This is a genomic window from Streptomyces sp. NPDC055189 (genome assembly GCF_053606765.1).
Genome location: NZ_JBSGSG010000068.1, coordinates 1 through 25,165 on the forward strand (window position 1 = coordinate 1; position 25,165 = coordinate 25,165).

Sequence of the window (25,165 nt, forward strand, 5' to 3'; positions counted from 1 at the left end):
GGCTGGAGGTATCCAGCCCGTCCGGCGTTTGAGGACGAACTCGGCGAAGCCGGTGATGTTACGCCGAGGCCCCTGCCAGGACCTTGCGCTCCTCGAAGGAGTCGATCGTCCGCGTGAAGTCCCGCGTGGAGAGCAGCAGCTTGTAGATGATGGCGAGCTCGAAGACGAGGAGCAGCGCGCCGGAGACGATCGTCGCCGGGAGCACCACGTCGAACAGCGGGCCGATCATGAAGACACCCATCTGGAATTCGATGCCGCTCACCAGGTGCGTACGGATGCGGTGCCGCAGCAGGAAGGAGCGCGCCCGCAGATACGCGGGGAACTTGCCCCGGAACTCCTGGTGCAGGTCGATGACCTGTCGCTTGGGCGCGGACTCCGCAGCCGCCGGGGTCTCCGGAACGCCCTGCTCCGACTGCGTCTTCTGCAGGTCCTGCTCGATGTCGGCCTCGGGGTTGTCCCGCAGGAGGTCCTCCATGAACGCCAGCTCGGCCTCGTTCTCGGCCCTGCGGGCCGCCCTCATGCGGACCTTGATCTGCTTGCGCATGGTGTGCCGGATCTTGAAGATCTCAAGACCGTTGATGTAGCGCAGGGTGTCGAGGGCGACCACGGCGACCGCGGCCCAGATGTAGAAGGCATCCCCGGTGCGGTGGAACTGGCCGCCCATCAGGGCCACCGCACACGCCATCACGCGAATCCGGTCGAAGACGAAGTCGAGCCAGGCGCCGAACACCGAACCGGTGCCGGTGAGGCGGGCGACCTTTCCGTCCATGCAGTCGAGGATGAAGCTGCAGTGGTAGACGAGGGCACCGACGGCCAGCCACTGCCAGTCGCCCATCGCGAAGAACCCCGCGGAGACGAGCCCCAGCAGGAACGCGCCCCAGGTGATCTGGTTGGGCGTGATCCGGGTCCGCATAGCCGTCCACCGCACGAGCGGCGTGGCGACCGGATCGACCAGAATCACGGTCCACCAGGCGTCACGCTTCTTCTGGGTGATGCGGCGCACCTCGTCGAGGGGCGGTATGTCTCGTCGCATGTGGGGTCAACTTCCTGGCGTTCGCGGAACGTTCATCTCACGCTAAGAAGCTATTGGTTCAACTAACAAGTAGCCGAGCGTGCAACCTTTCGGCTGGGGTAATGGTCGAACGGGCAGGACGAGTCAATACCTATGCCAGAACCACCCTGCGTTACCTGAGCGTTATCGAACGACAGGTATGTAACAGAAATGGTCGGGGTGCAACGGAATAGCGTTCCCGGGCATCACCCCGCCGCCTTCGCGAGCTCCTCCTCGATCAGGTCGGCCGCCATCTTCGTGCCGCCCTCCCCCGCCATCCCCGCCCGCACCTCGGCGAGACGCCGCGCCACCTCCGGGTCGCCGACCAGGCCGAGCACCGCCTCCCGCAGCGTCTGCGCCGTGGCCTCCTCCATCGGCAGGTGCCGGGCCACCCCGAGCGCCTGGAGCATGTCCGCGTTGCCGAACTGGTCGACGGCCTGCGGCACCGCGACCATCGGCGTCGCGGTGGCGAGCCCTTCCTGGCTGCCGCCCGCACCGGCGTGCGTGATGAAGGCATCGGCCTGCTTGAGGACCGCGAGCTGCGGCACCCACTGACGGACTTCCACGTTCCCGGGGATGTCCCCCAGCTCGCTCGCATCGACGTGTTTGCCGACCTGGAGCACGACATGCCAGCCGGGCAGGTCCCCGAACGCCTTGACGCACTCGCGGTAGAAGCCGGGCTGCTTGGTGAAGGACGAGCCGAGCGAGACGAGCAGCACCTTCTCCGCGCCGTCAGGACGCTGCCAGTCGCCCTGCGCCGCGCGATCGCCCTGGCAGGCGCCGACGAAGGTGTGCACGGTCTCGTCGACCCGGTCGGCGTTCGGCTGGAGCGCCTTGGGGATCAGGACGAGCGAGCGGGGCGGGCGGCCGACGAAGGGGTCGGGGTGCTGGGTGACCCCGTTCTCCTCAAGCCAGGCGCGAAAGCGCGCGTAATACGCCTTGCCCCGCTCGGTCTCCTTCAGCTCGGCGTACATCGGCTCGGCGATCTCCTCCTCGTATCCCTCCCAGGCCACCAGATTCGGCGAGAGCGAGATCTCGGGCACGCCCCAGCGACGGGCGAGGACGCGCGCGGGATACGAGGTGATGTCGTGCAGGACGAGGTCCGGCTCGTCGCCTTCGTACGCCGCGGCCAGCTGGGGCAGCGTCTTCATGCCCTCGGTGAGGAACGGCTCGATGTTGTCGATCAGTTCGGTTCCCCAGGCCTCGGGGTCGTCGTCCGGGCCCGGCAGCGTCGTCTCGTAGAGGACGGGCTCGGCGCCGACTCCGGCGACCTTCTCGGCGAAGAGCCGCGGAATCGCGTACGTGACGCGGTGGCCGCGGGCGACCAGCTCACGGATCACTTCGAGGCTCGGGTTGACGTGCCCGTGCGCGGCGATGGAGAACATGGCGATATGGGCATGGGCACGCTGGCGTGAGGTCATGCCCGGAACATTAAACGAGACGAGACGTCTCGTGCAAGTCATTCACTCCACATCCGGGCCGCTCCGCGAGGCGGCGTCGTTATAACGCAGCAGATATTCGGCGAACTTCTCCAGGTCCGGCCCGCTCCAGTCCGTGAGCCGCTCGTGGAACGCGACCCGGCGGGCGTCGGTGACCTGCGCGAGGACTTCGTCACCCCGGTCGGTGAGATGCAGCACGTGCACCCGGTGATCGGTGGGGTCGAGGCGCCGCTCCACGAGACCCGCCTTCTCCAGCGCGCCGACCTGCCTGCTGATCGTCGACTTGTCCAGCGTGTAGTGCGCCGCGAGATCCGTGGCCCGGCATCCGCCCTGGTATTCGAGATGACTCAGGAGCGTGTACGAGACGAGCGACAACTCCGGGTGCATCCGCGCGGCGGTGGCGCGGGCCCGACGCGCGAACGCCGTCATCTCCCGCTGGATGATCTCGATGGACCCGTCCCGTTCGGCCACGATTTTTCCCTCCCGTTTCTCCCTCTGCGCGAATGGTTGTACAGTACAACATCGAGAATATGTGTATACGCCAACTATCGCGAGAGGTCTCCCGATGACCGCCACCTCGGCGCCCGCCCACAAGGCACCTGCCGGCCCGGCACCCGCCTCCGGACCACTCCGCCACGTCCTCCTCCACCTGGTGACGCCCCTGCTGATGTGCCTCGGCATGGGTCTCGCCTACATGGGCGCCTTCGTCACGCCGGAGCCGCACAACCTGCCGGTCGCGGTCGTCGGATCGGGCGAGCAGACACAGGCCCTCGCGCAGACGATCAAGGACAAGGCGGGCGACGCCCTCGACGTGCGCACCGTCGGATCCCGCGCCCTGGCGGTCGACGAACTCAGGTCGCTGGACATATCGGGGGCCTACGTCCCCGACGCAAAGTCACCCGAGGTGATCGTGGCCACCGCGGGCTCGGACATGAGCGCCATGGCGGTCGAGAAGGTCTTCACGCCGGTCGCCGCCGAGCAGGGTGTTCCGCTGAAGGTCAGCGATGTCGCGCCGACGGTCGACGACGACCCCACGGGGCAGGGCCTGTTCTTCCTGCTCGTCGCGGTGAGCATCGGCTCGTACGCGTCGGTGGCGGCGCTCGGAGCCGCCGGGGCCGGGATGCGGATGCGGGCCCGTGCGGGACTCGCCGCCGGTGTCTCGTTCGCCGTCGGCCTGATCGGCGCGGCGCTCGCCGGGCCCGTCTTCCACCTGGCGCACCAGGGCCTGTGGGGCGTGTGGGCGATGGCGTGGCTCTACTCGGCCGGCATCCTCTTCATCGGCCTCGGCCTGCACACGTTCCTGAAGCGCTGGACGACGCTGGCGATGATGGTCCTCTTCGTGATGCTCAACTTCACGTCGTCCGGCGGTCTTTTCAAGCCGGAACTCCAGAACGGCTTCTTCGGCTCGCTGCACGCCTTCTGGAACGGCGCCGGATTCGTCGAGGGCATCCGCAGCCACCTCTACTTCGGTGGATACGGGCTGGGCGGTCATGTCTGGACGCTGGCGGCCTGGCTGCTCGCCGGCCTGGCGGTCACGGGCGTCGCGGCGCTGTGGGAGCGGCGCGGGCGGACCACGACGACCCCTGCCGCCGCCGTACCGGAGCGGGAAGCGCTGGAGGAGGAGATGGAGGAGTCGGTCGCGGTGTGACTCCGGCGCGCACCCGCGCCCCAAAGGGGCGCGGGGAACTGCGCGACCGGCCACAACGAGCCCGCGAACGAAGTCACGTCCGCGACACGCTCACCTCTGGTACCGCGCAAGGACCAGGTTCCCGTCCTTCACCAACCGTTTGCGCAGCTCGTCGAGGTCGATCGCCCCGCTGTAGTACTCCTGAAGCGCCGGGGTGGCGACCTTGTCCTTCCACTCCGGATACCCCCGCACGGACTGCGCGGGTGCCGGACGCAGATATGCGGCGAGGGCCGTGCCCGCGGCCCAGTCGTCCTTCTTCGTGCGCAGGGCGGGGTCCTTCAGCGCCTCCTTGCCGGTCGGCAGCATCCAGTCGCCGCGCGCGAGTTTCACCATGTTGTCCGGCTGGAGGAAGAAGTCGATGAACTCGGCCGCCTCCTTCTTGTGCGGGCTGTCCTCGGAGACGGACAGGGTCTGCGGGCTGACACCCTGTGCGAGGCCCTCCGCTCCGGCCGGTGCGGGAAGGACCTGCCAGTCGAAGCCCTTGGGTGCCTGCTGGACGATCTGCTGGCGGTAGGAGAAGCCGAGCGGGACCATCGCGTACTTGCCGCCGAAGAAGCCCGGCAGCGTGTCGGAGCCGCCCATGCCCAGGGTGGTGCCGGACGCGCTCTTGTCGGTGTTCACCTGGTCGTGGACCGTACGCGGCATGATCTCGTCGGCCTTGTCGAAGCGGACGTCGACCTTGCCGTCCTCGCCCCGGTGGAACATCTTTCCGCCGGTCGACAGCGAGAGGTTGAGCGTCGCGGACACCGGCTCCTTGAGCGGCCAGGCCACGCCGTACTTCCCGTCCTTGCCGTCACCGAGTTCCTTGGTGACCGAACGGAACTCCTCCCAGCTCCACGGCTTCTCCGGCGTGGGAATCCGCACGCCCGACTTCTTGAGCCACTTCGCGTTGGCGATCAGGACGCGCGGCTCCTGGAGGAAGGGAACTCCGTAGATCTTGCCCCCGAAGGTCGACGTCTCCCAACTGCGCTGCGGGATGTCGGACTTGAGGCGCTCGGGGAGCAGGTCGCCGATGTCCGCGAGATAGCCGCCGTACGCGAAGTCGGCGAGGTCGTCCGAGGCGTCGTGGATGATGTCCGGCGCCTCGCCGCCCTCGAAGGAGGTCAGCAGCTGGTCGTGGACGCTGTCCCAACTGCCCTGCACGTAGTTGACCTTGACGTCGGGGTGGGTGGCGTTCCACTCCTTGACGAGCGCCTTGTTGGCGTCGACGGACTCCTTCTGCCAGGCCAGGGACTGGAACTGCAGAGTGATCTTCCCGTCGTCGTCGCCCGATTCGCCGCTGCAGCCGGTGAGCAGCAGCGCGAGAGCCGCGGTCACGGCGGTGGCGGCGGTCGTGAGACGTGGGGGCACGAGACGTGGTGCTGCGCGCATCAGGCCTTCACCGCCCCTGCCAGCATGCCGCCCGTGATCCGCTTCTGGATGATCGCGAAGATGACGAGGGAGGGGATGGTCGCGAGGAACGCCGCCGCGGCCAGCGGCCCGAGGTCCGCGACGCCCTCGGTGCCGATGAAGCGGTTGAGGATGACCGGCAAGGTCTGCTTCTCCGGGGTCTTGAGCAGGACGAGCGCGAAGAAGAACTCGTTCCATGCGGTGATGAAGGCGAACATCGCCGTGGCGACGATGCCGGGGGCCAGCAGCGGCGCGACGACCGAGACGAACGTACGCACCTTGCTCGCGCCGTCGACCGCCGCCGCCTCCTCCAGTTCGGTGGGCACGGCGCGGACGTACCCGACGAGCATCCACAGCGCGAAGGGCAGCGACCACACCACGTAGACCATGATCAGGCCGAGCAGCGAGTTGATCAGGTGCAGGTTCTTCAGGATCAGGAACAGCGGGATGATGATCAGGACGAAGGGGAACGCCTGGCTGATCACCACCCAGCCCGTCGCCGCCTTCGAGACGCGATTGCGGTGCCGCGCCATGACGTACGCCATGGGGGTCGCGATGACGACCGCGATCAGCGAGGCGCTGAGCGCCGCGATCAGGGAGTTGCCCGCGGCCTGGAGCAGCGGCTGCTCGTCGAAGGCCTGCCGGAAGTTCTCCAGGGTCGGATCCTTGGGGATCCAGGTGGGGTGCAGGCTGCCCAGTTCCCGTGCGGGCTTGAAGGCCGTGGAGATCAGCCAGAGGAACGGGAAGGCGAGGAAGACGAGATAGGCGGCGAGCGCCGCGTACTGCGCGGTGCGCGTGGACTTCTTCGTACGCATCATGACTCGTCGGCTCCCTTCAGACGGCCGACGAGGTAGAAGGCGAGGATCACGGAGATCACCGCGACCATCACGCAGCCCATGGCCGCGGCATAGCCGAACTGGCCGTAGCGGAAGGCCTCTTCGTAGGCGAAGAGCATCGGCAGGCGGGTGCGGCCGCCGGGGCCGCCCTGGGTGAGGACGTAGACCAGGGCGAAGGAATTGAAGTTCCAGATGAAGTTGAGCGCCGTGATGGCGAGGGCGATCGGCTTGATCGCGGGCCAAGTGACGGTGCGGAAGCGGCGCCAGGCACCCGCGCCGTCCATCGCGGCGGCCTCGTGCAGTTCGCGCGGGGTGTTCTGCAGCCCGGCGAGCAGCGCGACGGTGGTCTGCGGCATGCCCGCCCAGATGCCGACGACGATGACGGCGAAGAGCGCGGTGGCCGTCCCGGTGAGCCAGTCCTTGCCCTCCCCCAGGCCCAGGTTGGAGAGCGTCTCGTTGAGCACGCCCGCGTCGGGGTGGTAGACCAGCCGCCACATGATGCCGACGACCACTTCGGGCATCGCCCAGGGGATGATCGCGAGCGCCCGCGCCAGCCAGCGCATCCGCAACGGCTGGTTGAGGAGCAGGGCGAGGCCGAGCGCGAGGAAGAACTGCGGCACGGTGACGCCGAACGCCCAGAGCAGGCCGATGCGGAACGAGTCCCAGAACAGCGTGTCGTGCAGCAGATCCTGGAAGTTGAGGGCGCCGACCCACTGGGTCGGCTCGGTGCGGCCCGACTGGGAGTCGGTGAACGCGAGCGCGATGCCGTAGAGCAGCGGGCCCACGCTCAGGATCAGGATCGGGATCAATGCGGGAAGGACCAGGAACCAGGCGCCATGGTCCGTGCCTCTGCGGGCGGACGCGCCTTTCGCTGACCGCTTCGTTGCGGTCGCCAATGTCACGGAATCGGCTCCTTTGGGCGGCTCATCGGGGTTTGGCCGCCCAGGCGGCCCCCGTCATCGTGCTGATGGGATCTTGATACGTCAAGCAGCTGCGCAGGCCCGGCAGCCTCTTGGCCTGTGCAAATGGGAGAATGTGTCGGGCACGGACAGCGAGCGGTGCGGAAGGAAGCGGATGGACGAGGCGCGGGCAAGGGACGTACTGAGCGCTGCGGGACTCGAGCGGGACGCGGCGCTGCTCGCACTCGGCGAGAACGCGGTCTTCGGCAGCGGCGATTCGGTGGTGAAGGTCGGACGGGCGGCACCCGAGCTTCTCGACCGTGCGCGCCGGGAGTTGCGGGTCGCGCGGTGGCTCGAGGACTCGGGCGTGCCTGCGGTACGGGCGGCCGAGGACGCGCCCCGTCTGGTGGACGGGCATCCGGTGACGGTGTGGCACCGGCTGCCGGACGCCGTGCGTCCGGCCGAGCCGCGCGACGTCGCCGCACTCCTGCGCCTCGTGCACGCGCTGCCCGCGCCCGGCTTCGAGCTGCCCCGGCGTGAGCTCCTCGGCGGGGTCGAGCGGTGGCTGCGGCTCGCCGGTGACGCGATCGACGTCGAGGACGCGGACTATCTGCGCGAGCGCAGGGACGGCTTCGAGGCGGCCGCGTCGGCGCTCACCCCCCGTCTCGCCCCCGGCCCCATTCATGGCGACGCTCTCCCCCGCAATGTCCTTGTGGGTGCGGACGGTCCGGTGCTCGTGGACCTGGAGACCTTCTCCGCCGACCTGCGGGAGCACGATCTCGTGGTGATGGCGCTCTCGCGTGACCGGTACGGCCTTGCGGCCGAGGCGTACGACGGGTTCGTCGCGCGGTACGGCTGGGACGTGCGGGAGTGGGAGGGGTGCGCGGTGCTCCGGGGCGCGCGGGAGACGGCCAGCTGTGCGTGGGTCGCACAGCACGCTCCCGCCAACCCCAAGGCCCTGGCGGAGTTCCGCCGCCGGGTCGCCTCGCTGCGTGACGGCGATCCGGGCGTGCGGTGGTACCCCTTCTGAGGCGCCTGCCTCAGACCCTGAAGGGCCTCAGACTCCGGACGCGGACTCGCTGAACTGCTCCCGCAGCGGCCACGTGCCGTCCACCACCGCGTCCTCCTGCCCCTTCTTCCGCAGGAACTTCTGGAAGTCCTCCGCCCACTGCGCATACCAGTCGATCTGGCGGCGGTGCAGCTCCGCGGGGCCGAACGCGGCCAGTTTGGGGTGGCGCTCGGCTATCGCGGCGGCGAGGCGGGCCGCGGCCAGGGCGTCCGACGTGGCGTCGTGGGCGGACTCCAGAAGCACTCCGTACTCCGTGCAGACCGCTTCGAGGTTCCGCTTGCCCTTGCGGTAGCGCTCGACGGAGCGGTCGATCGTGTACGGGTCGATGACCGGGGCCGGGTCCGCACCGCCCAGCCGCTCGCGCAGGGACGGCAGGCCGTGCCTGCACAACTCGGCGGAGAGCAGGGTCAGGTCGAAGGTGGCGTTGTACGCGACGACCGGGACACCCGACTGCCAGTACGACACGAGGACCGCCGCTATCGCGTCGGCGACCTCCGCGGCCGGTCTGCCGTCCGCCGCGGCCCGTTCGTTCGAGATGCCGTGCACCGCCACGGCCTCCGCCGGGATCTCGACCCCCGGGTCGGCGAGCCACTCCTTGCGGCCCAGCGTCTCGCCGGCCCTGACCTCGATCACGGCCGCCGTGACGATGCGCGCCTCGAACGGATCCGTCCCGGTCGTCTCCAGGTCGAACCCGATCAGCAGCTCCCGGTGCCAGCCCATGGCCGCCCCCTTCTCTGTGGTGCTTTCCCCCATTGACCACCAGGTTCCCACGCGCCACTGACAATCCGAGGCGCGCGTTCCGCTTACCGCCGCGCTCACCGCCCGCGCTTCCCGGCCCGGCGCCTCAGGAGACCGGCCGCGAGTCCGTCCAGGCCAGTTCGAACTCCTCCCGGTACGTCTCGAAGAGTCCGGTCTCGTCCGGCTCGTCCGCCTTCACCACCCGGCGACCGCCGCGCAGCACGAGCACCGGCGCCTCCATCCCCCGCGTCCTGCGCAGGTACGACTGGACGACCGCGATGCCGTCCGCGCCGTCCCCGTCGACCAGATACGCGGTGAAGCGCGGCGTCTCGTCGAAGACCTGGATCTCGAAGGCGCCGGGATCGCGAAGCCGGGCCCGCACCCGGCGCATGTGCAGGATGTTCATCTCGACGCTGCGGCTCAGCTCGCCCCGCTTCAGGCCCAGTTCACGCTCCCGGCGCTTGACCGCACTGCTGGCCGGGTTGAGGAAGAGCAGCCGCACCCGGCAGCCGGATTCCGCCAGGCGCACGAGGCGGCGCCCGGAGAAGTTCTGGACCAGGAGGTTCAGGCCTATGCCGATCGCGTCGAGGCGACGGGCCCCGCCGAAGATGTCCTCGGCCGGGAACTGCCGGAGCAGCCGCACCCGGTCCGAGTGGACGCCCACCACGTCGGCGTACCGGTCGCCGACCAGGGACTCGACCGCGTCGACGGGCAGCCTGCGCGCGGACGGTGTGTCGGTGCCCGCGCCGAGTATGTCCAGGAGCCTGGCCGAAGCGCGCTCGGCCTGCGCGAGCACGGCGGTGGACAGCGCGCGGTTGCGCGAGACCACGTTGCGGGTGACCTCGAGCTCGTCCAGGGCCAGCTCGACGTCCCTGCGGTCGTCGAAGTACGGCTCGAAGCAGGGCCAGTGCTGGACCATCAGCTCACGCAGCTGCGGCAGCGTGAGGAAGCTGAGGACGTTGTCGTCGGCCGGGTCGAGCAAGTAGCCCTTGCGGCGGCTCACTTCGCGTACGGCGACGGCCCGCTGGACCCATTCCTGCCCGGCGGGTCCGGCGGCGGCGACCACCCAGTCGTCGGCGTGGACCGGTTCGTAGATGGGGCGCAGAACAGCGGCCACGACGGCGCGCAGCCGCTGTTCCACGAGGTTGAGCCAGATATAGGCCCGCCCGGCGCGCTGGGCGCGAGTACGTACCTCGCGCCAGGCTTCGGGGCCCCAGTCCAGTTCGGGTCCGATCTGAGATCCCATCTCCATCGGCCGCGCCAGGGACACCGCTCCGGGCGGGCCGTCCGCGGAACTCCCCTCGTGACCCTCGTCACCAGGGGGCAGTTCCCGCCCTCCCGAGCTCACCCAGCGCACCCCTTCCGCTCCCCCGAGCACTCCCCCGTTCAACGATCAAGGAAGGGTACTCCGGGAGCGGCGGCCGGTGCAGCCGGATGGAGAGGGTGTTTTCTCAACTACCGCCCGCCTGTATGGCCGTTCTGGTCGGCGAGGTCGGCGGGAGTGAGCGGATTCATAGCGGTCACGTCACGCGGGGCGAGCGAGAAGCCCTGCCAGTGGACCGGCATGGGCTGCTGGTCCTCGTCCCGGGCGATGTGGTGGAACCCGATGTTGACCCAGGTGATCGGGTGCTTGAGCGTCTGGCCGTTGACCCATTTGTCCACGCTCTTGCCGCCGCAGTTGGAGGAGAGGTTGTCGCTGGAGTACTTCTCGCACTTCTTGTACTCGGTGAAGTACACGTCGTGGTTGCTGTAGTTGCGTCCGGGGTGCTTGACCGTGTGGCCCGGCACGATCTCGTACGACCTCTTGTGGCCGTCCGCGTTCTTGCCGGCCGTGCTCACCACGCGCCACCAGCGCATGCCCTTGATGTCGCCGATGAGTTCCTTGGTGACGGGGGTGCGGGTCGTCTTCGTCTTCGGATTGCCGTTCCCGGTGGGCGGCGTCACCTTGGAGTCGTACTGCTCGACCTTGGCCTTCGGGGAGCCGTCGAGGCCGAAGTTGAGGCGCCAGGAGATGTTGTGGCTGTGGCTCTCCGCGTAGTCACGGGCGCCCTTGCCGATGGGCCAGCCGCGGCCGTCGGTCCCGTTGTAGTCCTCCGGTGCGAGGCTGCCCGTCGCGCCGACGTTCGAGGTGATCGTGCCGTCCGACGAGAAGCGCCACTCGGTGATGTACTCGTACCAGGACGCCTGGTTGACGGTGTAGATCAGCAGGTCCTTGCCCTGCGCCTGGTAGACCTTCTCCGGGTTGGAGTAGATGTCCGGGGTCATGCGGTAGGCGTGCCCACGCGCGCGCGTGGTGGTGCACAGGCCCTTCACCTTGCCGCCGGGGATGGGCGAGGAAGCGCCGACCTTGACGGTCTTGATGGTGCCGCCGGGGCACTCGGCGGGCTTCAGCGGCAGGAGGTCCGTGCCGAAGGTGGCGCCGGTGATGTCCTGGTACTCGTTCTCGCCGTCGTCGTAGGGCACGTGGACCTGGGCGAGCCGCGCGCTGGTGAGGACGGGTATGGGCTTGGGCTCGTTCTTCGGCTGGTACGAGATGTTGTCGAGCACGAGGCCGGCGTTGGTGTTGTAGTGCCAGCACATGCGCCAGGTGGTACCGCCGTCGACGGTCTGCTCGATGCGGTAGTCGTCGCTGCACGCCGGGGCGTCGGCGGCGGGGGCGTCCTTGGCGGCGTTCTGTGTGGCGCCCGCCGGGCCTGCGGTGGCGACGGCGGCGCCCAGGAGCGCGGTGACCGCAAGGCCGATGGAGACGCGCTTGCGGGCGCGCCCAAGTCTGTTCACGAGCATGCGAAATGACTCCCTTGTACGGAAGTGAAGTGGAGCGGCCGGGTGTCCGGCGCCGCTCAGCGGAGGCGGGTGACGGTGCGGGCGCTCAGATCGACGATCAGGTCACGGGTGTCGATCCAGGGGCCGTTGACGACCTTGCTGACGATGCTGAGGCACCGGTGTTCGCCGCACTTGGCGAGCGGGGCAGGCAGCTTCTCGACGGTTTCCTTGTGGAAGACGAAGGCGCTGAGCGTCAGCTGGTCCGGCGAGGTGAGCTCCTTGTCCATCGCGTGCTTGTAGTCGCTCTTGAGGTCCTTGCCGAGCGGATCGTCGATCAGCAGCTGCGCCGCCTCGCGCAGTTCGTCCTTGGCCGCCGGCGGCTGGACGCCGTGCGAGGTGTCGGTGTTCTCCACCTTGCCCGTGGCGAGGTTGACCGTCTTGGTGACCAGCGCGTCGGACTTGTAGTCGTAGTAGACGATCTCCGCGCGGCGCGGCCTGTCGGGGTCGACGGCCTCGGTCGGGTCCGCCTCGCTCAGGTTGTTGGCGAGGAGCTGCGGGCCGCGGTCGCCCTCCACGTCCCTGGCGGACCTGCGCAGATTGCCGGACATGGCTATCTGCTCGGCCCGCTTCATCTCGTCGTCGGTCAGCGGGTCGCTGCCGATTCCCTTTTCGCCCTCTTCGGGCGCGGCCTCGACGACCCCGTCCTTCGGGATCGCGTTCTGCTGTGCCGCTCCCGCGGCCGCGCTGCGGTCCTGGTTCCCGGACTCCCCCGCCCCGGCCGAGCCCCCCAGCGTGAGTCCTGCCATCACGGCGGTGGCTGCCACGGCGACCGCCGTCCCCGCCACTACCTTCCCCAGATGGCGTCTGACTAGTTCGCGCACATCCCCCCCTATTTCCCCTCATGTCCCACTCATGGGCATACCGAGTATGTGGTCGGTCCGTTAGACGGCCTCAACTCCTGCGTGGTTGCCCCACTTTCGGGGAGACTCTCGCCAATGTGACCCCGGGCCGAGGGGGCGGTAGTGGAAGAGTCGGATGCATGCAGGTGTGGCCAGGGCAGGCGTATCCACTCGGTGCGACGTACGACGGCGCCGGCACGAACTTCGCGGTCTTCTCCGAGACCGCCGACCGCATGGAGCTCTGTTTGTTGCACGACGACGGCTCGGAGACAGCCGTCGAGCTGCGCGAGTCCGACGCGTTCGTGCGGCACGCGTACCTGCCGGGCGTGATGCCGGGCCAGCGGTACGGCTTCCGTGTGCACGGCCCTTACGAACCGGAGCAGGGGCACCGCTGCAACTCGGCGAAGCTGCTGCTCGATCCCTACGCCCGGGCGGTCAGCGGCCGGGTCGACTGGGGCGAGGAGGTGTACGGCTACCGCTTCGGCGCCCCCGACAAGCGCAACGACATGGACTCCGCGCCGCACATGATGACCTCCGTGGTGGTCAATCCGTACTTCGACTGGGGCGACGACCGACCGCCGCGCACCCCGTACAACGAGACCGTGCTCTACGAGGCCCATGTGAAGGGCCTGACCATGCAGCACCCGGATCTTCCCGACGAGCTGCGCGGGTCGTACGCGGCGCTCGCGCATCCGGCGGTCATCGATCACCTGACGCAGCTGGGCGTGACGGCTCTCGAACTGATGCCGGTGCACCAGTTCGTGAACGACCACCGCCTGGTCGACATGAACCTCAACAACTACTGGGGCTACAACACGATCGGCTTCTTCGCGCCCCACAACGCGTACGCCTCCTGGGGCGACCGGGGCGAGCAGGTCCTGGAGTTCAAGCAGGCGGTCAAGGCGCTGCACGAGGCGGACATCGAGGTGATCCTCGACGTCGTCTACAACCACACGGCCGAGGGCAACCACCTGGGCCCGACGCTCTCCTACAAGGGCCTGGACAACGCCTCGTACTACCGCCTCATGGACGATCCCCGCTACTACATGGACACCACGGGGACCGGCAACTCGCTCCTGATGCGGTCGCCGCACGTGCTCCAGATGATCATGGACTCGCTGCGGCACTGGGTCACGGACATGCACGTGGACGGCTTCCGCTTCGACCTGGCGGCGACGCTCGCCCGGCAGTTCCACGAGGTGGACCGGCTGTCCTCGTTCTTCGACCTCGTGCAGCAGGACCCCGTGGTGAGCCAGGTGAAGCTGATCGCCGAGCCGTGGGACGTCGGCGAGGGCGGGTATCAGGTGGGCAACTTCCCGCCGCTGTGGACCGAGTGGAACGGCATGTACCGCGACACGGTGCGCGACATGTGGCGGGGCGAACCGCGCACCCTCGCGGAGTTCGCGTCCCGGCTCACCGGTTCGTCGGACCTCTACCAGGACGACGGGCGGCGCCCCCTGGCGTCGATCAACTTCACCACCTGCCACGACGGTTTCACGCTGCACGACCTCGTCTCGTACAACGAGAAACACAACGAGGCCAACGGAGAGGACAACCAGGACGGCGAGAGCCACAACCGCTCCTGGAACTGCGGCGCCGAGGGCGAGACGGACGACCCGGACATCCTGGAGCTGCGCGAACGGCAGATGCGCAACTTCATCGCGACCCTGATGCTCTCCCAGGGCGTACCCATGCTCAGCCACGGCGACGAGTTCGCCCGCACGCAGGGGGGCAACAACAACGCCTACTGCCAGGACAACGAGATCGCCTGGGTGCGCTGGCCCGAGGGCGAGTGCGCCCAGCTGGAGTTCACGCGCGCGATGGCGTGGCTGCGGCGCGATCACCCCGTCTTCCGCCGGAGGCGGTTCTTCCACGGCCGTCCGGTCGAGGGCACGCACGACGAGCTCTCGGACATCGCGTGGTTCACGCCGGAGGGCGAGGAGATGACGCAGGAGGACTGGGACGCGTCGCAGGCACGGGCGCTGACGGTGTTCCTGAACGGCAACGCCATCTCCGAGCCGGGCACGCGCGGCGAGCGGATCTCCGACGACTCGTTCCTGATGATGTTCAACGCCTCGCCCGAACCGCTGGAGTTCGTGATTCCGGTCAATCACGGCCGCCAGTGGCAGGTGGTCGTGGACACCGCGCAGGCGGAGGGCGTGCCGCCGGACACGGGGGCGAAGGCGGGGGCCGGTGAGCGTCTGACGCTCACCGACCAAAGCCTCATCGTCCTGCAGCGGCCTGCGTGACCAAGGGCGCGTCGTTCGCGCTGCCGCCCGCCGTGGGGCGGGCGGCAAGCGCGACCAGGAACGCGACGGCGGCGGCCGCGCTGCCGAGTGCGAACGCCGCGCCGGGGCCGTACGACTCGGCCAGGCGTCCCGCCACGGCGAGCGTGACCGCCTGGCCGCCGACGAAGGCGCTTGCGGCGAACGTCATCCCCTCGGCGAGCCGCCGCGGCGGACAGGACCGTTCGGTGAGCGCGAAACCGGTGATCAGGTTCGGGGCGTAGATGGCGCCGAACACGGTCACCACGAGGTACAGGCCCGTCATGCTGTCCGTCCACACCAGCGGCAGGGAGAGCAGCGCCGCGGCGGCCGTCGCCACGCGCCAGCGCGCGTAGAGCCCGAAGCGCTCGGGCAGCGCGGCCATGGAGAGCCCCACGACGGCACTCATGACGCCCATGGCGGCGTAGACGAGCCCTGCCTGGCCCGGCTGCCCCAGCTCCTCGGTGAGCGCCGTGATGCCCGCTCCGCAGGCGCCGAGCAGGACGCCCACGAAGACAAGGCCGACGCGTACGACGATCACCTCGCGCGGCAGCCGCTGCCGGGCGCCACGCGCGCGTGCCCCCTCCTCGCGGGTCGCCCGCGCGGTCCGCCCCGTGGGGTGCAGCGCGAAGCCGGAGCCGCAGACCGCGACCAGGAGCGCCGCCGCCCCGAAGGCGTACGCCGGATGTCCCGCCACGGCCGCGAGGCCCACCAGGGCGGGGCCGAGCACGAAGGACAGCTCGTCCATGGTGCTCTCCAGGGACAGCACGGTGTTGACCAGACGGTCGTCGCCGCCCGCCCCGCGGACCAGCGGGACGGCGCGGGCGCGGGCCAGCGGGCCGATGCCGGGGATGCTCGCCCCGGCGAGCACGGCGAGGACGACGAGCGCGGGCGTGGGAAGGCCGAGGAGGGCGCCGAGCGTGTACACCGCGATCGCCGCGGCGTTGAGCAGCGAGAAGCCGAGGACGACGGTGCGCTGGCCGTGCCGGTCGGCGAGGCGGCCGACGAACGGGCCCATGGTCACCTGGCCGAGCGCGAGCGCGCAGGCGACCACGCCGCCCGTGGCGAGCGATCCGCTGGTCTCGGTGACAAGCAGGACACTGCCGAACTGGATCATGGCCACGGGGAGCCTGCCGAGGAACGAGATCACCGGAAGGAGCGCTCCGGTGTGCCCGATCACTTCCCGGTAGGTGTCCAGCAATCCCCGTGCGCCGGATTCGTCCCGTCCGGTCTGTTCCTCTTCAGCCATCGTCCGACGCTAACGACGCGTCCGCCGCCACACGCATGAGTCGATGGCACGAAAGCCCTCCGGGCGGGTACGTAGGTTCGCATGACGCCTGAGCGCTCGGAGCACGCGGTGCCGCCACCGCCCACCGCCACGTACCGGCTGCAGCTCCAGCCGGAGTTTCCGTTCGCGGCCGCCGAAGCGGCCGTCCCGTATCTGGCCTCCCTCGGAGTCTCGCACCTGCATCTGTCGCCGGTGCTCGAAGCCGTTCCGGGGTCCACGCACGGCTATGACGTCGTGGACCACGCGCGCGTGCGTGACGAGCTGGGCGGCGAGGAGGGGCTGCGGGCCCTTTCGCGCACCGCGCGGGAGCACGGGCTCGGCCTTGTCGTGGACATCGTGCCGAACCACATGGCGGCGGTGCCCCGCCACAACCACGCCCTCTGGGAGGTGCTGCGCGAGGGCCCGGACTCGCCGTTCGCGCGGTGGTTCGACATCGACTGGGAGGCGGGCGGCGGCCAGGTGCTGCTTCCGGTGCTCGGGCGCGGGGTCGGCGACGAGCTGGAGCGCCTGCGGGTCGACGGGGACGTGCTGCGCTACCACGAGCACGCCTTCCCCCTCCGGGAAGGCACCGCGGGGCTGCCGCTGCCGCAGCTCCTGGCCGCCCAGTGGTACCGCCTGGGGTGGTGGCGCCTGGCCCGTACGGAGCTCAACTACCGGCGTTTCTTCACCATTTCGGACCTCATCGGGGTGCGGGTCGAGGACCCGGAGGTGTTCGACGCGACCCACGCGAAGATCCTCGGGCTGCTGCGGGAAGGGGTCGTGGAAGGGCTGCGGATCGACCACCCCGACGGGCTCGCGGATCCGGGGGCCTACCTCCAGCGGCTGCACGAGGCCACCCACGGCCGCTGGACGGTCGTCGAGAAGATCCTCGCCGACGGGGAGCAGCTGCCGGCCGCGTGGCCCGTCGCGGGCACCACCGGCTACGACGCCCTGCGCCACCTCGACGGCCTCTTCACGGACCCGGCGGGGGCCGGTGAACTCCTCGGGCAGTACCGCAGGTTCACGGCGCCTCCGGTGGACCGGGGCGGCGACTGGGACGCGACGGTGCGGCGCGCGGCGTACAAGGTGCTCACCCATGAGCTCGCCGCCGAGACCGACCGTCTCACGCGCGAGGCGACCGCGCTGTGCGCCGGGGACCCCGCGCTGCGCGACCACGCGCCGTGGGCCCTGCGCACCGCGCTCCTGGAGCTGCTGGTACGCCTTCCCGTCTACCGGCCCTACGTCTCCGGGGGCGTCGAACCGGCATCGGTCCTCACGGTGGGGGCCGCCGAAGAGGCCAAGGCCGCCTTCGCGGTGCGGGAGGAGGCCGAGGCGGTCGACGTCGTACGGGATCTGGTCCTGGGCCGTCTCGGTTCCGGGCCCGCGCTCGACGGCTTCCGCGCGCGGTTCGCGCAGACCTCGTCGGCGCTGCGGGCCAAGGCGGTCGAGGACACGGCGTTCTACCGGCACGCGCCGCTCCTCTCGGCGGCCGAGGTGGGCGGCTCCCCCGAGCGTCCCGCGGTCTCCGAGGAGGCGTTCCACGCCTACTGCGCGCGCGTGCAGCGCGACTGGCCCTACGCGGGGACGGTGCTCACCACGCACGACACGAAGCGCAGCGCCGACGTACGGGCGGGCATCTCGGTCCTCACCCAGTGCCCGGAGCAGTGGGCCGATCTCCTGGTCGACCTGACCGAGCAGACCGCGCGCGCGGGCGGCACCAGCGCGCCGGACGCCCAACTCGCCTGGGCGGCCTGGCAGACGGCCGTCGGCTTCGGCTTCCCCTACGACGAGCGGCTGCAGAAGGCACTGCTCAAGCACGTGCGCGAGGCGGGCCTGCACACGAGCTGGACCGAGCCGAACGAGGCGTACGAGAAGGCCGTGACGGCGTTCGTGGAGGCGGGCCCCTGCGGACCGCCGCTCTACACGGTCGCGGAGTTCGCGGGCACACTGCGGCCCCACGTGCGGGCCAACCTCCTGGGGGCCGCGCTGCTCCAGCTGGCGATGCCCGGGGTGCCCGACCTCTACCAGGGCACGGAGAGCGAGTACCGGGCCCTGGTGGACCCGGACAACAGGCGGCTCGTGCGGTTCCAGCCGCATGTCCTGGAGTACCTGGAGCAGCACCGTGACCGCTGGGACCTCTCCGAGGAGAAACTGGCCGTCACGACGGCCGCGCTGCGGCTGCGCAGGCGGCGCCCGGAGCTGTTCGGCGGCGCCGCGACGTACGAGCCGCTTGCCGCGCGGGGGCCCGGCGCGGCGCACTGCGTGGCCTTCTCGCGCTCCGGAGAGGTGATCGCGGCGGTGACCCGGCTCTCCCTGCGCCTGGCCGAAGCGGGCGGCTGGGGCACGACGGAACTGGCGCTTCCGGAGGGGCGGTGGGTGGATCTGCTCACCCGTGGGCGGGAGTTCACGGGGCACGCGCGCGTGGAGGAGCTTTTCGGGGAGCTGCCCGTGGTGCTGCTTGAGCGGGTGCCGGGAGGGGCGGGCCCGGCAGGAGCGGGCTCAGGAGGGGCGGACGAGTAGGAGGCGTGGCGCCCGCGCCATCAGTCCCCTGTGCGCGGGCCTGAAGCCGGGCGCCCAGCGCAGGCCCGGCATGGCATCGAGGAGGGCGCGCAGGCCGCACTCGGCGACGAGTCCGGCCACGGTGGCGGCCGGCCCGAAGGGGCTTCCCGTCTCGAACGCGAGGTGTGCCGCGTCCGTGCGGAAGATGTCATAGCGGTCGGGGTCGGCGAAGCGGAACGGATCGCGTCCCGCCGAGCCGATGAGGCAGGCCACGACGGAGCCCGCGGGCAGCGCGGTGCCGCCCAGGGTGATCGGAGCGGTCGCGCGGCGCAGGACGACGGGCGTGGGCGGATCCCGGCGCAGGGACTCCGCCCACGCGCCGGGTATCAGCCCCGGACGGGCGCGCACGAGGTCCAACTGGGCGGGATGGTCGAGGAGGTTGGCGAGGAAGGAGGCAAGGGCCAGGGCGGTGGCCTCGCCGCCTCCGGTGAGGAGCGCGGCGGCGAGTGCGGTGACGGCCTCGTCCGAGAGCGGCTGCCCGTCCGCGCGGACACCGCACAGCACGGAGAGCAGGTCCGCGCCGGGGCGGTCGCGCCGCCGCACGACATGCGGACGCAGCAGCCCGGCGAACTCCGGGTGCACACCGTCGGCGTGCACCGGCCCCGTACGGCACCACTCCCGCACCCGTGCGGCGTCCTCCCCGGGCAGCCCCAGCGCGGCGACGGCGGCCGCCGCGGGCAGCCACGCGCTGAACTCGGCCACGAGGTCGACCTCCTGCCGCCGGGCCACGCGCCGGGCGAGGACGTAGGCGACGCGCTCGGCGGCGGCCCGCAGTGCGGGCTCCAGGAGCGGGCGGGTGGCCGGTCCGGGCAGGGTCGTCGCGGGACCGGTCCGGGTGCCGTCGAGTACGGCCCGCACGTCCGCGTACCGGCTGAGCAGCCAGGCGCCGAGGAGTTCGTCGCGGACGAGGGGGAAGCTCTCGCGGAGAGCGCGGTAGAGCGGGTACGGGTCACGCTCCACGCCGGGGGCAAGGAGGCTGGGCGTTCCGGTTCGTCCGGCGTGCTGCCCCGGGCTCCGACCGGCTATCCGACCGGCACTCCGTCCGGCTTTCCGTCCGGCGTGCGGGGACGAATGCGGCGGCGCCGGTGACGGACGGTGCCCGCGAGGGGCCGAGCTCAACGACACAGCGGACCCCGTTCGGACTCGGCACGGCGCACGGCCGTGCGATGGGACTTCAGGGGATCACCGCGGGGCGCCCCACGCAGCCTCCATACACCCATTCGGGTGACGCTGCGGGGCAGGAGCGCCGCCGGACGACATCACTTGGGCCGCACGCTTGACACGTGCCCTGCCTCGTGGCGTACTGCGGATTGCTTCAGCGGACAAGTCAGGGGTGAGTCAACTGGCGGAGCAGCGCTATCCCAATGTGGCCGAACTCGTACTGTCCGCAAGGGAGTTGGCCGCACACCGCCCCGAACTGAGCACGCTGCGCCAGGTGGGCGCGTCACGCGCCGGAAGACCCCTGCACCTGCTGTCCGTCGGCCGCTCCCGCCGCGCCGTCCTGGTGGTCGCCGGCGCGCACGCGAACGAGCCGACCGGCGGTTCGACGCTGCTCCGCCTCGCGGAGTGGGCCCTGCGGGACGAGGACCTGCGTGCCGACACCTCCTGGCACTTCCTGCTGTGCGCCGACCCGGACGGCGCGAACCTGCACCGCACCCCCGCGCCCCGCACCTTGTTCGACTACCACCGGCACTTCTTCCGCCCCGCCGGCCCCGAGCAGCCGGAGTGGTCACCCTCCGTGCTTCCGCCCGACCGGCTGCCGCCCGAGACCCGCACCCTGACCGGCGTCATCGACGAACTCCGGCCCTACCTCCAGGTGTCGCTGCACGGCACCGACCTCGGCGGCAGCTGGGTGCAGTTGACGCGGGACATACCGGGGCTTGCGGAGCCGTTCGCCAAGTCCGCAGCGGAGCTGCACATACCGGTGGAGACGGGGGCGTCGGACGCCGCGGGCTGGCCGGTCTCGGGGCCGGGGGTCCATGTGCTGCCGGGCCCCGGCTCGGCCGCCGCCTATCCGAGCCTCCCCGAGGACGCCCGGCACACCACCTGGCACCACGCCCACCGGTACGGCGGCCTGACCGCCATCGTCGAGGTCCCGATGTGGGCGAGCGACCTCGTGGACGACCCGGCAGCCCATCCCTCCCCGGTCCTCGCCATGCGCGGCTTCGCGCGGCGCCTTCGCCAGGACGCGCGCCTGGTCGAGGACATCTTCGGCGAGGCCCTGCCACGGCTCCCCCGGGCGCACGGGCCGCTCCTTCGCGCGGCACGCTGGGCGCTCGACCTGGTGCCCGGTCTCGCCGACGACTGGACCAGACTGCCGCCCGCGGGGACGTCGATGGCGTACATCGGCAGCGTCGACGCCTTCGGGCGCCGCCTTCCCCTGCGGGCCGCCGCGATGCTGCTGCGGGTCCTGGACGCGGCGGGCGACCGGTCGGCGCCCCGCCTCGAACGGCTCGTGCTGCGCTGGAGCGACGCGTTCGCCGAACGGTTCAGTGCGCGTTGGGTACCGGTGGAGCACCAGGCCGAGCACCAGTCGCGTACGACGGTCGCGGCAGCGCGCCACGCGCGCGTGCAGGCACCCTGAAGGGCTTTACGAGGGAGGGGCTTTACGAGGGAGGGGCTTTACGAGGCGGAGAGCCGGAAGCCCATCTTCCCGAAGCTGACCTGATCGCCGTCCTGGACGACGGCCGCGCCGATCACCCTGCGGCCGTTCACGGACGTGCCGTTCGTCGAGCCGAGGTCGCGCAGCACCCACATGCCGCCCTGCCTGCTCAGCTCGGCGTGCACCCGGGAGACCGTCTCGTGGCTGAGCCTGAGCCCGTTCGCGGGGTCGCGGCCGATCCGCAGCGGGTACGGGTTCGCCGGTACCGGCAGGAGCAGCTTCGGCAGCTTCTCGGCCTGCCAGACCCTGCGCAGCCGGACCGTGAACCCGGAGACCGCGCCGACGGCGCCGAACACCGCCCGCGAGAGGCGGCCCTCGGTCTGCAGATCGGCCGTGAGCGCGGCCAGTTCGTCGGGCTGCCGGGCGGCGAGTGCGAGCTCCATGCGCCGCACGAACGTGTCGTGCGAGAGCTTGCCGAGGGCAGCGCCCTCCCTGAGCACCTTCAGCGCCCTGTCGCGCTCGGCGTCGGTCAGCCGCGCGGGGTACGTGTGGATCTCGAAGGAGGACGTCACCCTGGTGATTGTCGGTCAGCTCGGCCGGAGTGTCCAGAAAACGCGGAACGACCCCGAGGCGATCACTTCTGCAGCACGATGGACGGACGTGACCACGGATGACGTACGGATGAAGACGGATGGCCGTCAACGGACGGCAGACAAGGGGGAACCGGCGGTGGAGTTCGAGGTGTGGGCACCGGGAGCCGAGCACGTCGCGCTGCTGTGCGACGGCGCCACGCACGCGCTGGAGCGCGCCGGGGGCCGGCCCGGCTGGTGGACGGCGGAGGCGGACGCCGCCGACGGGGCGCGCTACGGCTTCTCGCTGGACGGCGGACCCGTGCTGCCCGATCCCCGCTCGCGGCGTCAGCCGGAAGGACCCGACGGGCTCAGCGCCGTCGTCGACCACGACCGGTACGCGTGGCGCGCTCCCTGGGCGGGGCGCGGGGTGCGGGACGCGGTCCTGTACGAGCTGCACGTGGGGACGTACACACCGGACGGCACCCTCGACTCGGCCGCGGGGCGGCTGGGCCATCTCGCCGAACTCGGCGTCACCCATGTGGAGCTGATGCCGCTCTGCCCGTTCCCCGGACAGCACGGCTGGGGGTACGAGGGCGTGTCCCTGTGGGCCGTGCACGAGCCGTACGGCGGGCCCGAGGCGCTGAAACGGTTCGTCGACGCCGCGCACGCGCACGGCATCGGCGTCGTGCTCGACGTGGTCCACAACCACCTCGGCCCGTCCGGCAACTACCTGCCCGCCTTCGGGCCCTACTTCACGGAGACCCATCACACCCCGTGGGGCGCCGCGGTCAACCTCGACGCCCCCGGCTCGGACGAGGTGCGCGCGTATCTGATCGGCAGCGCGCTCGCCTGGCTGCGCGACTACCGCCTGGACGGCCTGCGCCTGGACGCCGTGCACGCGCTGTGCGACACCCGCGCGTGCCACTTCCTGGAGGAGCTCTCGGCGGCCGTGGACGGGCTGTCCGCCGAGCTCGGCAGGCCCCTCTCGCTCATCGCCGAGTCCGACCAGGGTGATCCGCGGGTCGTCACCCCGCGCGCGGAGGGCGGGCTCGGGCTGCACGCGCAGTGGAACGACGACTTCCACCACGCGCTGCACTGCGCGCTCACCGGCGAATCACACGGCTACTACGAAGACTTCGCCCGCGCACCCTTCGCGGCCCTGGCCAAAACGCTGACGGGCGGCTTCTTCCACGACGGTACGTACTCGACCTTCCGGGGCCGCCGGCACGGGCGTCGCGTCGACACCGACCGGACGCCCGCCTACCGCTTCCTCGGCTATACGCAGACCCACGACCAGATCGGGAACCGCGCACAAGGAGACCGGCTCTCCGCCTCCCTCTCCCCCGGACTGCTCGCCTGCGCGGCCGCCCTCACCCTCACCGGGCCGTTCACGCCGATGCTGTTCATGGGCGAGGAGTGGGGCGCCACCACGCCCTGGCAGTTCTTCACGGACCACACCGATCCCGAGCTCGCGGACGCCGTGCGCCGGGGCAGGCGGCGGGAGTTCGCGGCGCACGGCTGGGCCGAGGAGGACATCCCGGATCCGCAGGACCCGGCGACCAGGAACCGCTCCTGTCTCGACTGGGCCGAGCCCCTGACCGACCCCCACGCGCGCGTGCTGGCCTGGTACCGCGAGCTGATCGCCCTGCGCCGCGCCCGCGGCGACCTCCTCGACCCCGATCTGGCGGCGCTGCGGGTCGCGTACGACGAGGAGAAGCGCTGGTTCGCGGTGCGGCGGGGCGACCTGCGGATCGCGGTGAACATCGGCAAGGAGGCGGTCGACGTCCCGCTGGGTGGCCGGGGGTCACGGGTGCTCGCGGCATGGGAGCCGGTCACCGCACCCGGCCCGGACGGACTGCTGCGGCTGCCCGCCGAGTCGTGCGCGGTACTCGCGACGCCATGAGGCGGACAGCGGGCGTCAGTTGACGATCGCCAGCTCGCGCGGCGTGGAGTTGAGGCGCCGTACGCCGTCGTCGGTGACCGTCACGATGTCCTCGATGCGCACTCCGAAGCGGCCCGGCAGATAGATGCCGGGCTCCACGGAGAAGCACATCCCGGGCACGAGCGGCAGCTCCTCGCCCTCGATCATGTAGGGCGGCTCGTGGGTGGTGACGCCTATGCCGTGCCCGGTGCGGTGGATGAAGTGCTCGCCGTACCCGGCATCGGTGATCACCGCCCGTGCCGCCCTGTCGACGTCCTGGCAGGCGGCGCCGGGCCGCACCGCGCCACAGCCGGCCTCCTGCGCCTCGCGCACGATGTCGTGGACCTTCTGCTCCTCGGCGCCGGGCTCGCCCACGTGCACCGTGCGCGAGGTGTCGGAGCCGTAGCCGTGCAGCAGGCCGCCGAAGTCGAGGACGACCATGTCGCCGTTCCGGATGACACGGTCGCCGGCCTCGTGGTGCGGGTTGGCGCCGTTCGGGCCGGAGCCGACGATGGTGAAGTCGACCTGGGAGTGCCCGTACTGCCGCAGCAGAGCGTCGAGATCGGCGGCGACGTCGGTCTCCTTGCGGCCCGCGAAGGGAACCTTCTTGATCTCTTCGTACGTCGAGTCCGCGGCGGCGCCGGCCGCCGCGAGGCGCTCCAGCTCGGCGGCGTCCTTGACCGCGCGCAGCATGGGGAGCGCTTCGGTCAGGGACACGTAGGAGGTGTCCGGCAGCTCGTTCTGGAAGCCGAGAAGATGCATGGCCCAGGAGTTGTCGCTGATCCCGAAGCGGCCTTCGACGTCCAGGAGCGGCGCGGTCGCCGCGTAGGGGTCCTTGCCGTCGGTCCAGTCGCGCAGGGTCAGCGCGCTCGCGCCCGCCGCGCGTTCCGCGTCGGGGGCCTCAAGGGTGGGCACCACGAGCACCGGCTCCTGACCGGCCGCGAGCACGAGGACGGTGAGGCGCTCGGTGGCCACCGGCTGGTAGCCGGTGAGCCAGATCAGGTCGGGGCCCGGCGCGACGACCAGCCCGGCGAGCCCCGCATCCGCCGCGGTGGCCGCGGCGCGGTCCATACGGGCTTTGTAGTCGTCGGCGGTGAAGGGCGCGGGGGTGCCGGTCGTGCCGGTCGTGCCGGTCATGGGGGCCTCCAGGGCTGCTCACTGCGGCGCGTACGGTGCGCTGCCGGTGAGGCCGATCCTGCCCGCACGGCCG

General features: G+C 70.8%; 19 protein-coding genes and 1 pseudogene. 6 read left to right on the forward strand and 14 right to left on the reverse strand.

The genetic code is table 11. From position 1 onward, the window contains the following. Window positions 1–58: 58 nt before the first annotated feature. The 3 genes and pseudogenes from ACWFR3_RS34130 to ACWFR3_RS34140 form a co-directional block, all read right to left on the reverse strand. Window positions 59–1,033 carry a CDP-alcohol phosphatidyltransferase family protein gene (locus ACWFR3_RS34130; RefSeq protein ID WP_453738560.1) on the reverse strand — a complete coding sequence of 325 codons (975 nt, stop codon included), beginning with the start codon at window positions 1,031–1,033 and terminating at the stop codon, window positions 59–61. A gap of 224 nt (window positions 1,034–1,257) precedes the next feature. Further along, a pseudogene (gene mgt / locus ACWFR3_RS34135) lies at window positions 1,258–2,518 on the reverse strand (macrolide-inactivating glycosyltransferase). Beyond that, window positions 2,515–2,961, reverse strand: a complete 447-nt coding sequence (locus ACWFR3_RS34140; RefSeq protein ID WP_453738561.1) for a MarR family winged helix-turn-helix transcriptional regulator — start codon at window positions 2,959–2,961, stop codon at window positions 2,515–2,517. Before ACWFR3_RS34140 ends, mgt begins: the two are co-directional and overlap by 4 nt. A gap of 94 nt (window positions 2,962–3,055) precedes the next feature. On the opposite strand from ACWFR3_RS34140, the gene ACWFR3_RS34145 reads away from it, so the two are divergent. Beyond that, window positions 3,056–4,138 (forward strand): hypothetical protein, encoded by a 1,083-nt coding sequence (locus ACWFR3_RS34145; protein ID WP_453738562.1) that lies wholly within the window; start codon window positions 3,056–3,058, stop codon window positions 4,136–4,138. 90 nt (window positions 4,139–4,228) lie between these two features. On the opposite strand, the gene ACWFR3_RS34150 is transcribed toward ACWFR3_RS34145, so the two are convergent. The 3 genes from ACWFR3_RS34150 to ACWFR3_RS34160 are packed head-to-tail and all read right to left on the reverse strand — an operon-like array spanning window position 4,229 to window position 7,304. After that, window positions 4,229–5,548, reverse strand: coding sequence for an ABC transporter substrate-binding protein (locus ACWFR3_RS34150; RefSeq protein ID WP_453738563.1), 1,320 nt, complete (start codon window positions 5,546–5,548; stop codon window positions 4,229–4,231). Then, a complete protein-coding gene (locus ACWFR3_RS34155) occupies window positions 5,548–6,384 on the reverse strand; it encodes a carbohydrate ABC transporter permease (protein WP_453738564.1) in 837 nt (278 codons plus the stop codon). The genes ACWFR3_RS34150 and ACWFR3_RS34155 overlap by 1 nt, the downstream gene beginning before the upstream one ends. After that, entirely contained in the window at window positions 6,381–7,304 is a 924-nt protein-coding gene (locus tag ACWFR3_RS34160) for a carbohydrate ABC transporter permease (RefSeq protein WP_453738565.1), read from the reverse strand. The genes ACWFR3_RS34155 and ACWFR3_RS34160 overlap by 4 nt, the downstream gene beginning before the upstream one ends. Before the next feature lie 172 nt (window positions 7,305–7,476). On the opposite strand from ACWFR3_RS34160, the gene ACWFR3_RS34165 reads away from it, so the two are divergent. Further along, the gene (locus tag ACWFR3_RS34165; RefSeq protein ID WP_453738566.1) at window positions 7,477–8,331 is read left to right on the forward strand and encodes a phosphotransferase enzyme family protein; all 855 of its coding nucleotides are present in this window, start codon (window positions 7,477–7,479) and stop codon (window positions 8,329–8,331) included. 27 nt (window positions 8,332–8,358) lie between these two features. Here ACWFR3_RS34165 and ACWFR3_RS34170 read toward each other — a convergent pair whose 3' ends face one another. The 4 genes from ACWFR3_RS34170 to ACWFR3_RS34185 all read right to left on the reverse strand — a co-directional run bounded on the left by ACWFR3_RS34170 (window position 8,359) and on the right by ACWFR3_RS34185 (window position 12,695). Further along, window positions 8,359–9,090, reverse strand: coding sequence for an exonuclease domain-containing protein (locus ACWFR3_RS34170; protein ID WP_453738567.1), 732 nt, complete (start codon window positions 9,088–9,090; stop codon window positions 8,359–8,361). Between the two features lie 124 nt (window positions 9,091–9,214). Next, the gene (locus tag ACWFR3_RS34175; protein ID WP_453738598.1) at window positions 9,215–10,486 is read right to left on the reverse strand and encodes an SAV2148 family HEPN domain-containing protein; all 1,272 of its coding nucleotides are present in this window, start codon (window positions 10,484–10,486) and stop codon (window positions 9,215–9,217) included. Between the two features lie 77 nt (window positions 10,487–10,563). Next, window positions 10,564–11,892 (reverse strand): copper amine oxidase, encoded by a 1,329-nt coding sequence (locus tag ACWFR3_RS34180; RefSeq protein ID WP_453738568.1) that lies wholly within the window; start codon window positions 11,890–11,892, stop codon window positions 10,564–10,566. A gap of 56 nt (window positions 11,893–11,948) precedes the next feature. After that, window positions 11,949–12,695, reverse strand: a complete 747-nt coding sequence (locus ACWFR3_RS34185) for a Tat pathway signal sequence domain protein (RefSeq protein ID WP_453738569.1) — start codon at window positions 12,693–12,695, stop codon at window positions 11,949–11,951. 215 nt (window positions 12,696–12,910) lie between these two features. Between ACWFR3_RS34185 and glgX the strand changes: the two genes are divergently transcribed. Next, on the forward strand, window positions 12,911–15,019 hold the full coding sequence (gene glgX, locus ACWFR3_RS34190; RefSeq protein WP_453738570.1) for a glycogen debranching protein GlgX: 2,109 nt from the start codon (window positions 12,911–12,913) through the stop codon (window positions 15,017–15,019). Here the strand turns inward: glgX and ACWFR3_RS34195 are convergent. Further along, window positions 14,994–16,283, reverse strand: a complete 1,290-nt coding sequence (locus tag ACWFR3_RS34195; protein WP_453738571.1) for an MFS transporter — start codon at window positions 16,281–16,283, stop codon at window positions 14,994–14,996. The genes glgX and ACWFR3_RS34195 overlap by 26 nt on opposite strands. An 81-nt stretch (window positions 16,284–16,364) precedes the next feature. Here ACWFR3_RS34195 and treY point away from each other — a divergent pair, with 81 nt between their 5' ends. Beyond that, window positions 16,365–18,821 carry a malto-oligosyltrehalose synthase gene (gene treY, locus ACWFR3_RS34200; protein WP_453738572.1) on the forward strand — a complete coding sequence of 819 codons (2,457 nt, stop codon included), beginning with the start codon at window positions 16,365–16,367 and terminating at the stop codon, window positions 18,819–18,821. On the opposite strand, the gene ACWFR3_RS34205 is transcribed toward treY, so the two are convergent. After that, complete coding sequence (locus tag ACWFR3_RS34205) at window positions 18,801–19,820, reverse strand: cytochrome P450 (RefSeq protein WP_453738573.1); 1,020 nt, start codon at window positions 19,818–19,820, stop codon at window positions 18,801–18,803. The genes treY and ACWFR3_RS34205 overlap by 21 nt on opposite strands. 373 nt (window positions 19,821–20,193) lie before the next feature. On the opposite strand from ACWFR3_RS34205, the gene ACWFR3_RS34210 reads away from it, so the two are divergent. Continuing rightward, a complete protein-coding gene (locus ACWFR3_RS34210; RefSeq protein WP_453738574.1) occupies window positions 20,194–21,444 on the forward strand; it encodes a M14 family zinc carboxypeptidase in 1,251 nt (416 codons plus the stop codon). A 38-nt stretch (window positions 21,445–21,482) separates the two neighbouring features. Here ACWFR3_RS34210 and ACWFR3_RS34215 read toward each other — a convergent pair whose 3' ends face one another. Then, window positions 21,483–22,034 carry a DUF1707 and FHA domain-containing protein gene (locus ACWFR3_RS34215; protein WP_361194779.1) on the reverse strand — a complete coding sequence of 184 codons (552 nt, stop codon included), beginning with the start codon at window positions 22,032–22,034 and terminating at the stop codon, window positions 21,483–21,485. A gap of 157 nt (window positions 22,035–22,191) precedes the next feature. On the opposite strand from ACWFR3_RS34215, the gene treZ reads away from it, so the two are divergent. Then, the gene (gene treZ / locus ACWFR3_RS34220) at window positions 22,192–23,937 is read left to right on the forward strand and encodes a malto-oligosyltrehalose trehalohydrolase (protein WP_453738599.1); all 1,746 of its coding nucleotides are present in this window, start codon (window positions 22,192–22,194) and stop codon (window positions 23,935–23,937) included. Between the two features lie 15 nt (window positions 23,938–23,952). Here treZ and ACWFR3_RS34225 read toward each other — a convergent pair whose 3' ends face one another. Further along, window positions 23,953–25,092 (reverse strand): M24 family metallopeptidase, encoded by a 1,140-nt coding sequence (locus tag ACWFR3_RS34225; RefSeq protein WP_453738575.1) that lies wholly within the window; start codon window positions 25,090–25,092, stop codon window positions 23,953–23,955. Window positions 25,093–25,165 lie beyond the last annotated feature (73 nt).

What these genes read in the sequence shown, in the direction of transcription:
- ACWFR3_RS34130 (WP_453738560.1), bottom strand. Translation starts at nt 1,033, where the DNA reads ATGCGACGAGACATACCGCCCCTCGACGAGGTGCGCCGCATCACCCAG.
- ACWFR3_RS34145 (WP_453738562.1), top strand. Translation starts at nt 3,056, where the DNA reads ATGACCGCCACCTCGGCGCCCGCCCACAAGGCACCTGCCGGCCCGGCA.
- ACWFR3_RS34150 (WP_453738563.1), bottom strand. Translation starts at nt 5,548, where the DNA reads ATGCGCGCAGCACCACGTCTCGTGCCCCCACGTCTCACGACCGCCGCC.
- ACWFR3_RS34155 (WP_453738564.1), bottom strand. Translation starts at nt 6,384, where the DNA reads ATGATGCGTACGAAGAAGTCCACGCGCACCGCGCAGTACGCGGCGCTC.
- ACWFR3_RS34165 (WP_453738566.1), top strand. Translation starts at nt 7,477, where the DNA reads ATGGACGAGGCGCGGGCAAGGGACGTACTGAGCGCTGCGGGACTCGAG.
- ACWFR3_RS34170 (WP_453738567.1), bottom strand. Translation starts at nt 9,090, where the DNA reads ATGGGCTGGCACCGGGAGCTGCTGATCGGGTTCGACCTGGAGACGACC.
- ACWFR3_RS34180 (WP_453738568.1), bottom strand. Translation starts at nt 11,892, where the DNA reads ATGCTCGTGAACAGACTTGGGCGCGCCCGCAAGCGCGTCTCCATCGGC.
- glgX (WP_453738570.1), top strand. Translation starts at nt 12,911, where the DNA reads ATGCAGGTGTGGCCAGGGCAGGCGTATCCACTCGGTGCGACGTACGAC.
- ACWFR3_RS34195 (WP_453738571.1), bottom strand. Translation starts at nt 16,283, where the DNA reads ATGGCTGAAGAGGAACAGACCGGACGGGACGAATCCGGCGCACGGGGA.
- treY (WP_453738572.1), top strand. Translation starts at nt 16,365, where the DNA reads ATGACGCCTGAGCGCTCGGAGCACGCGGTGCCGCCACCGCCCACCGCC.
- ACWFR3_RS34225 (WP_453738575.1), bottom strand. Translation starts at nt 25,092, where the DNA reads ATGACCGGCACGACCGGCACGACCGGCACCCCCGCGCCCTTCACCGCC.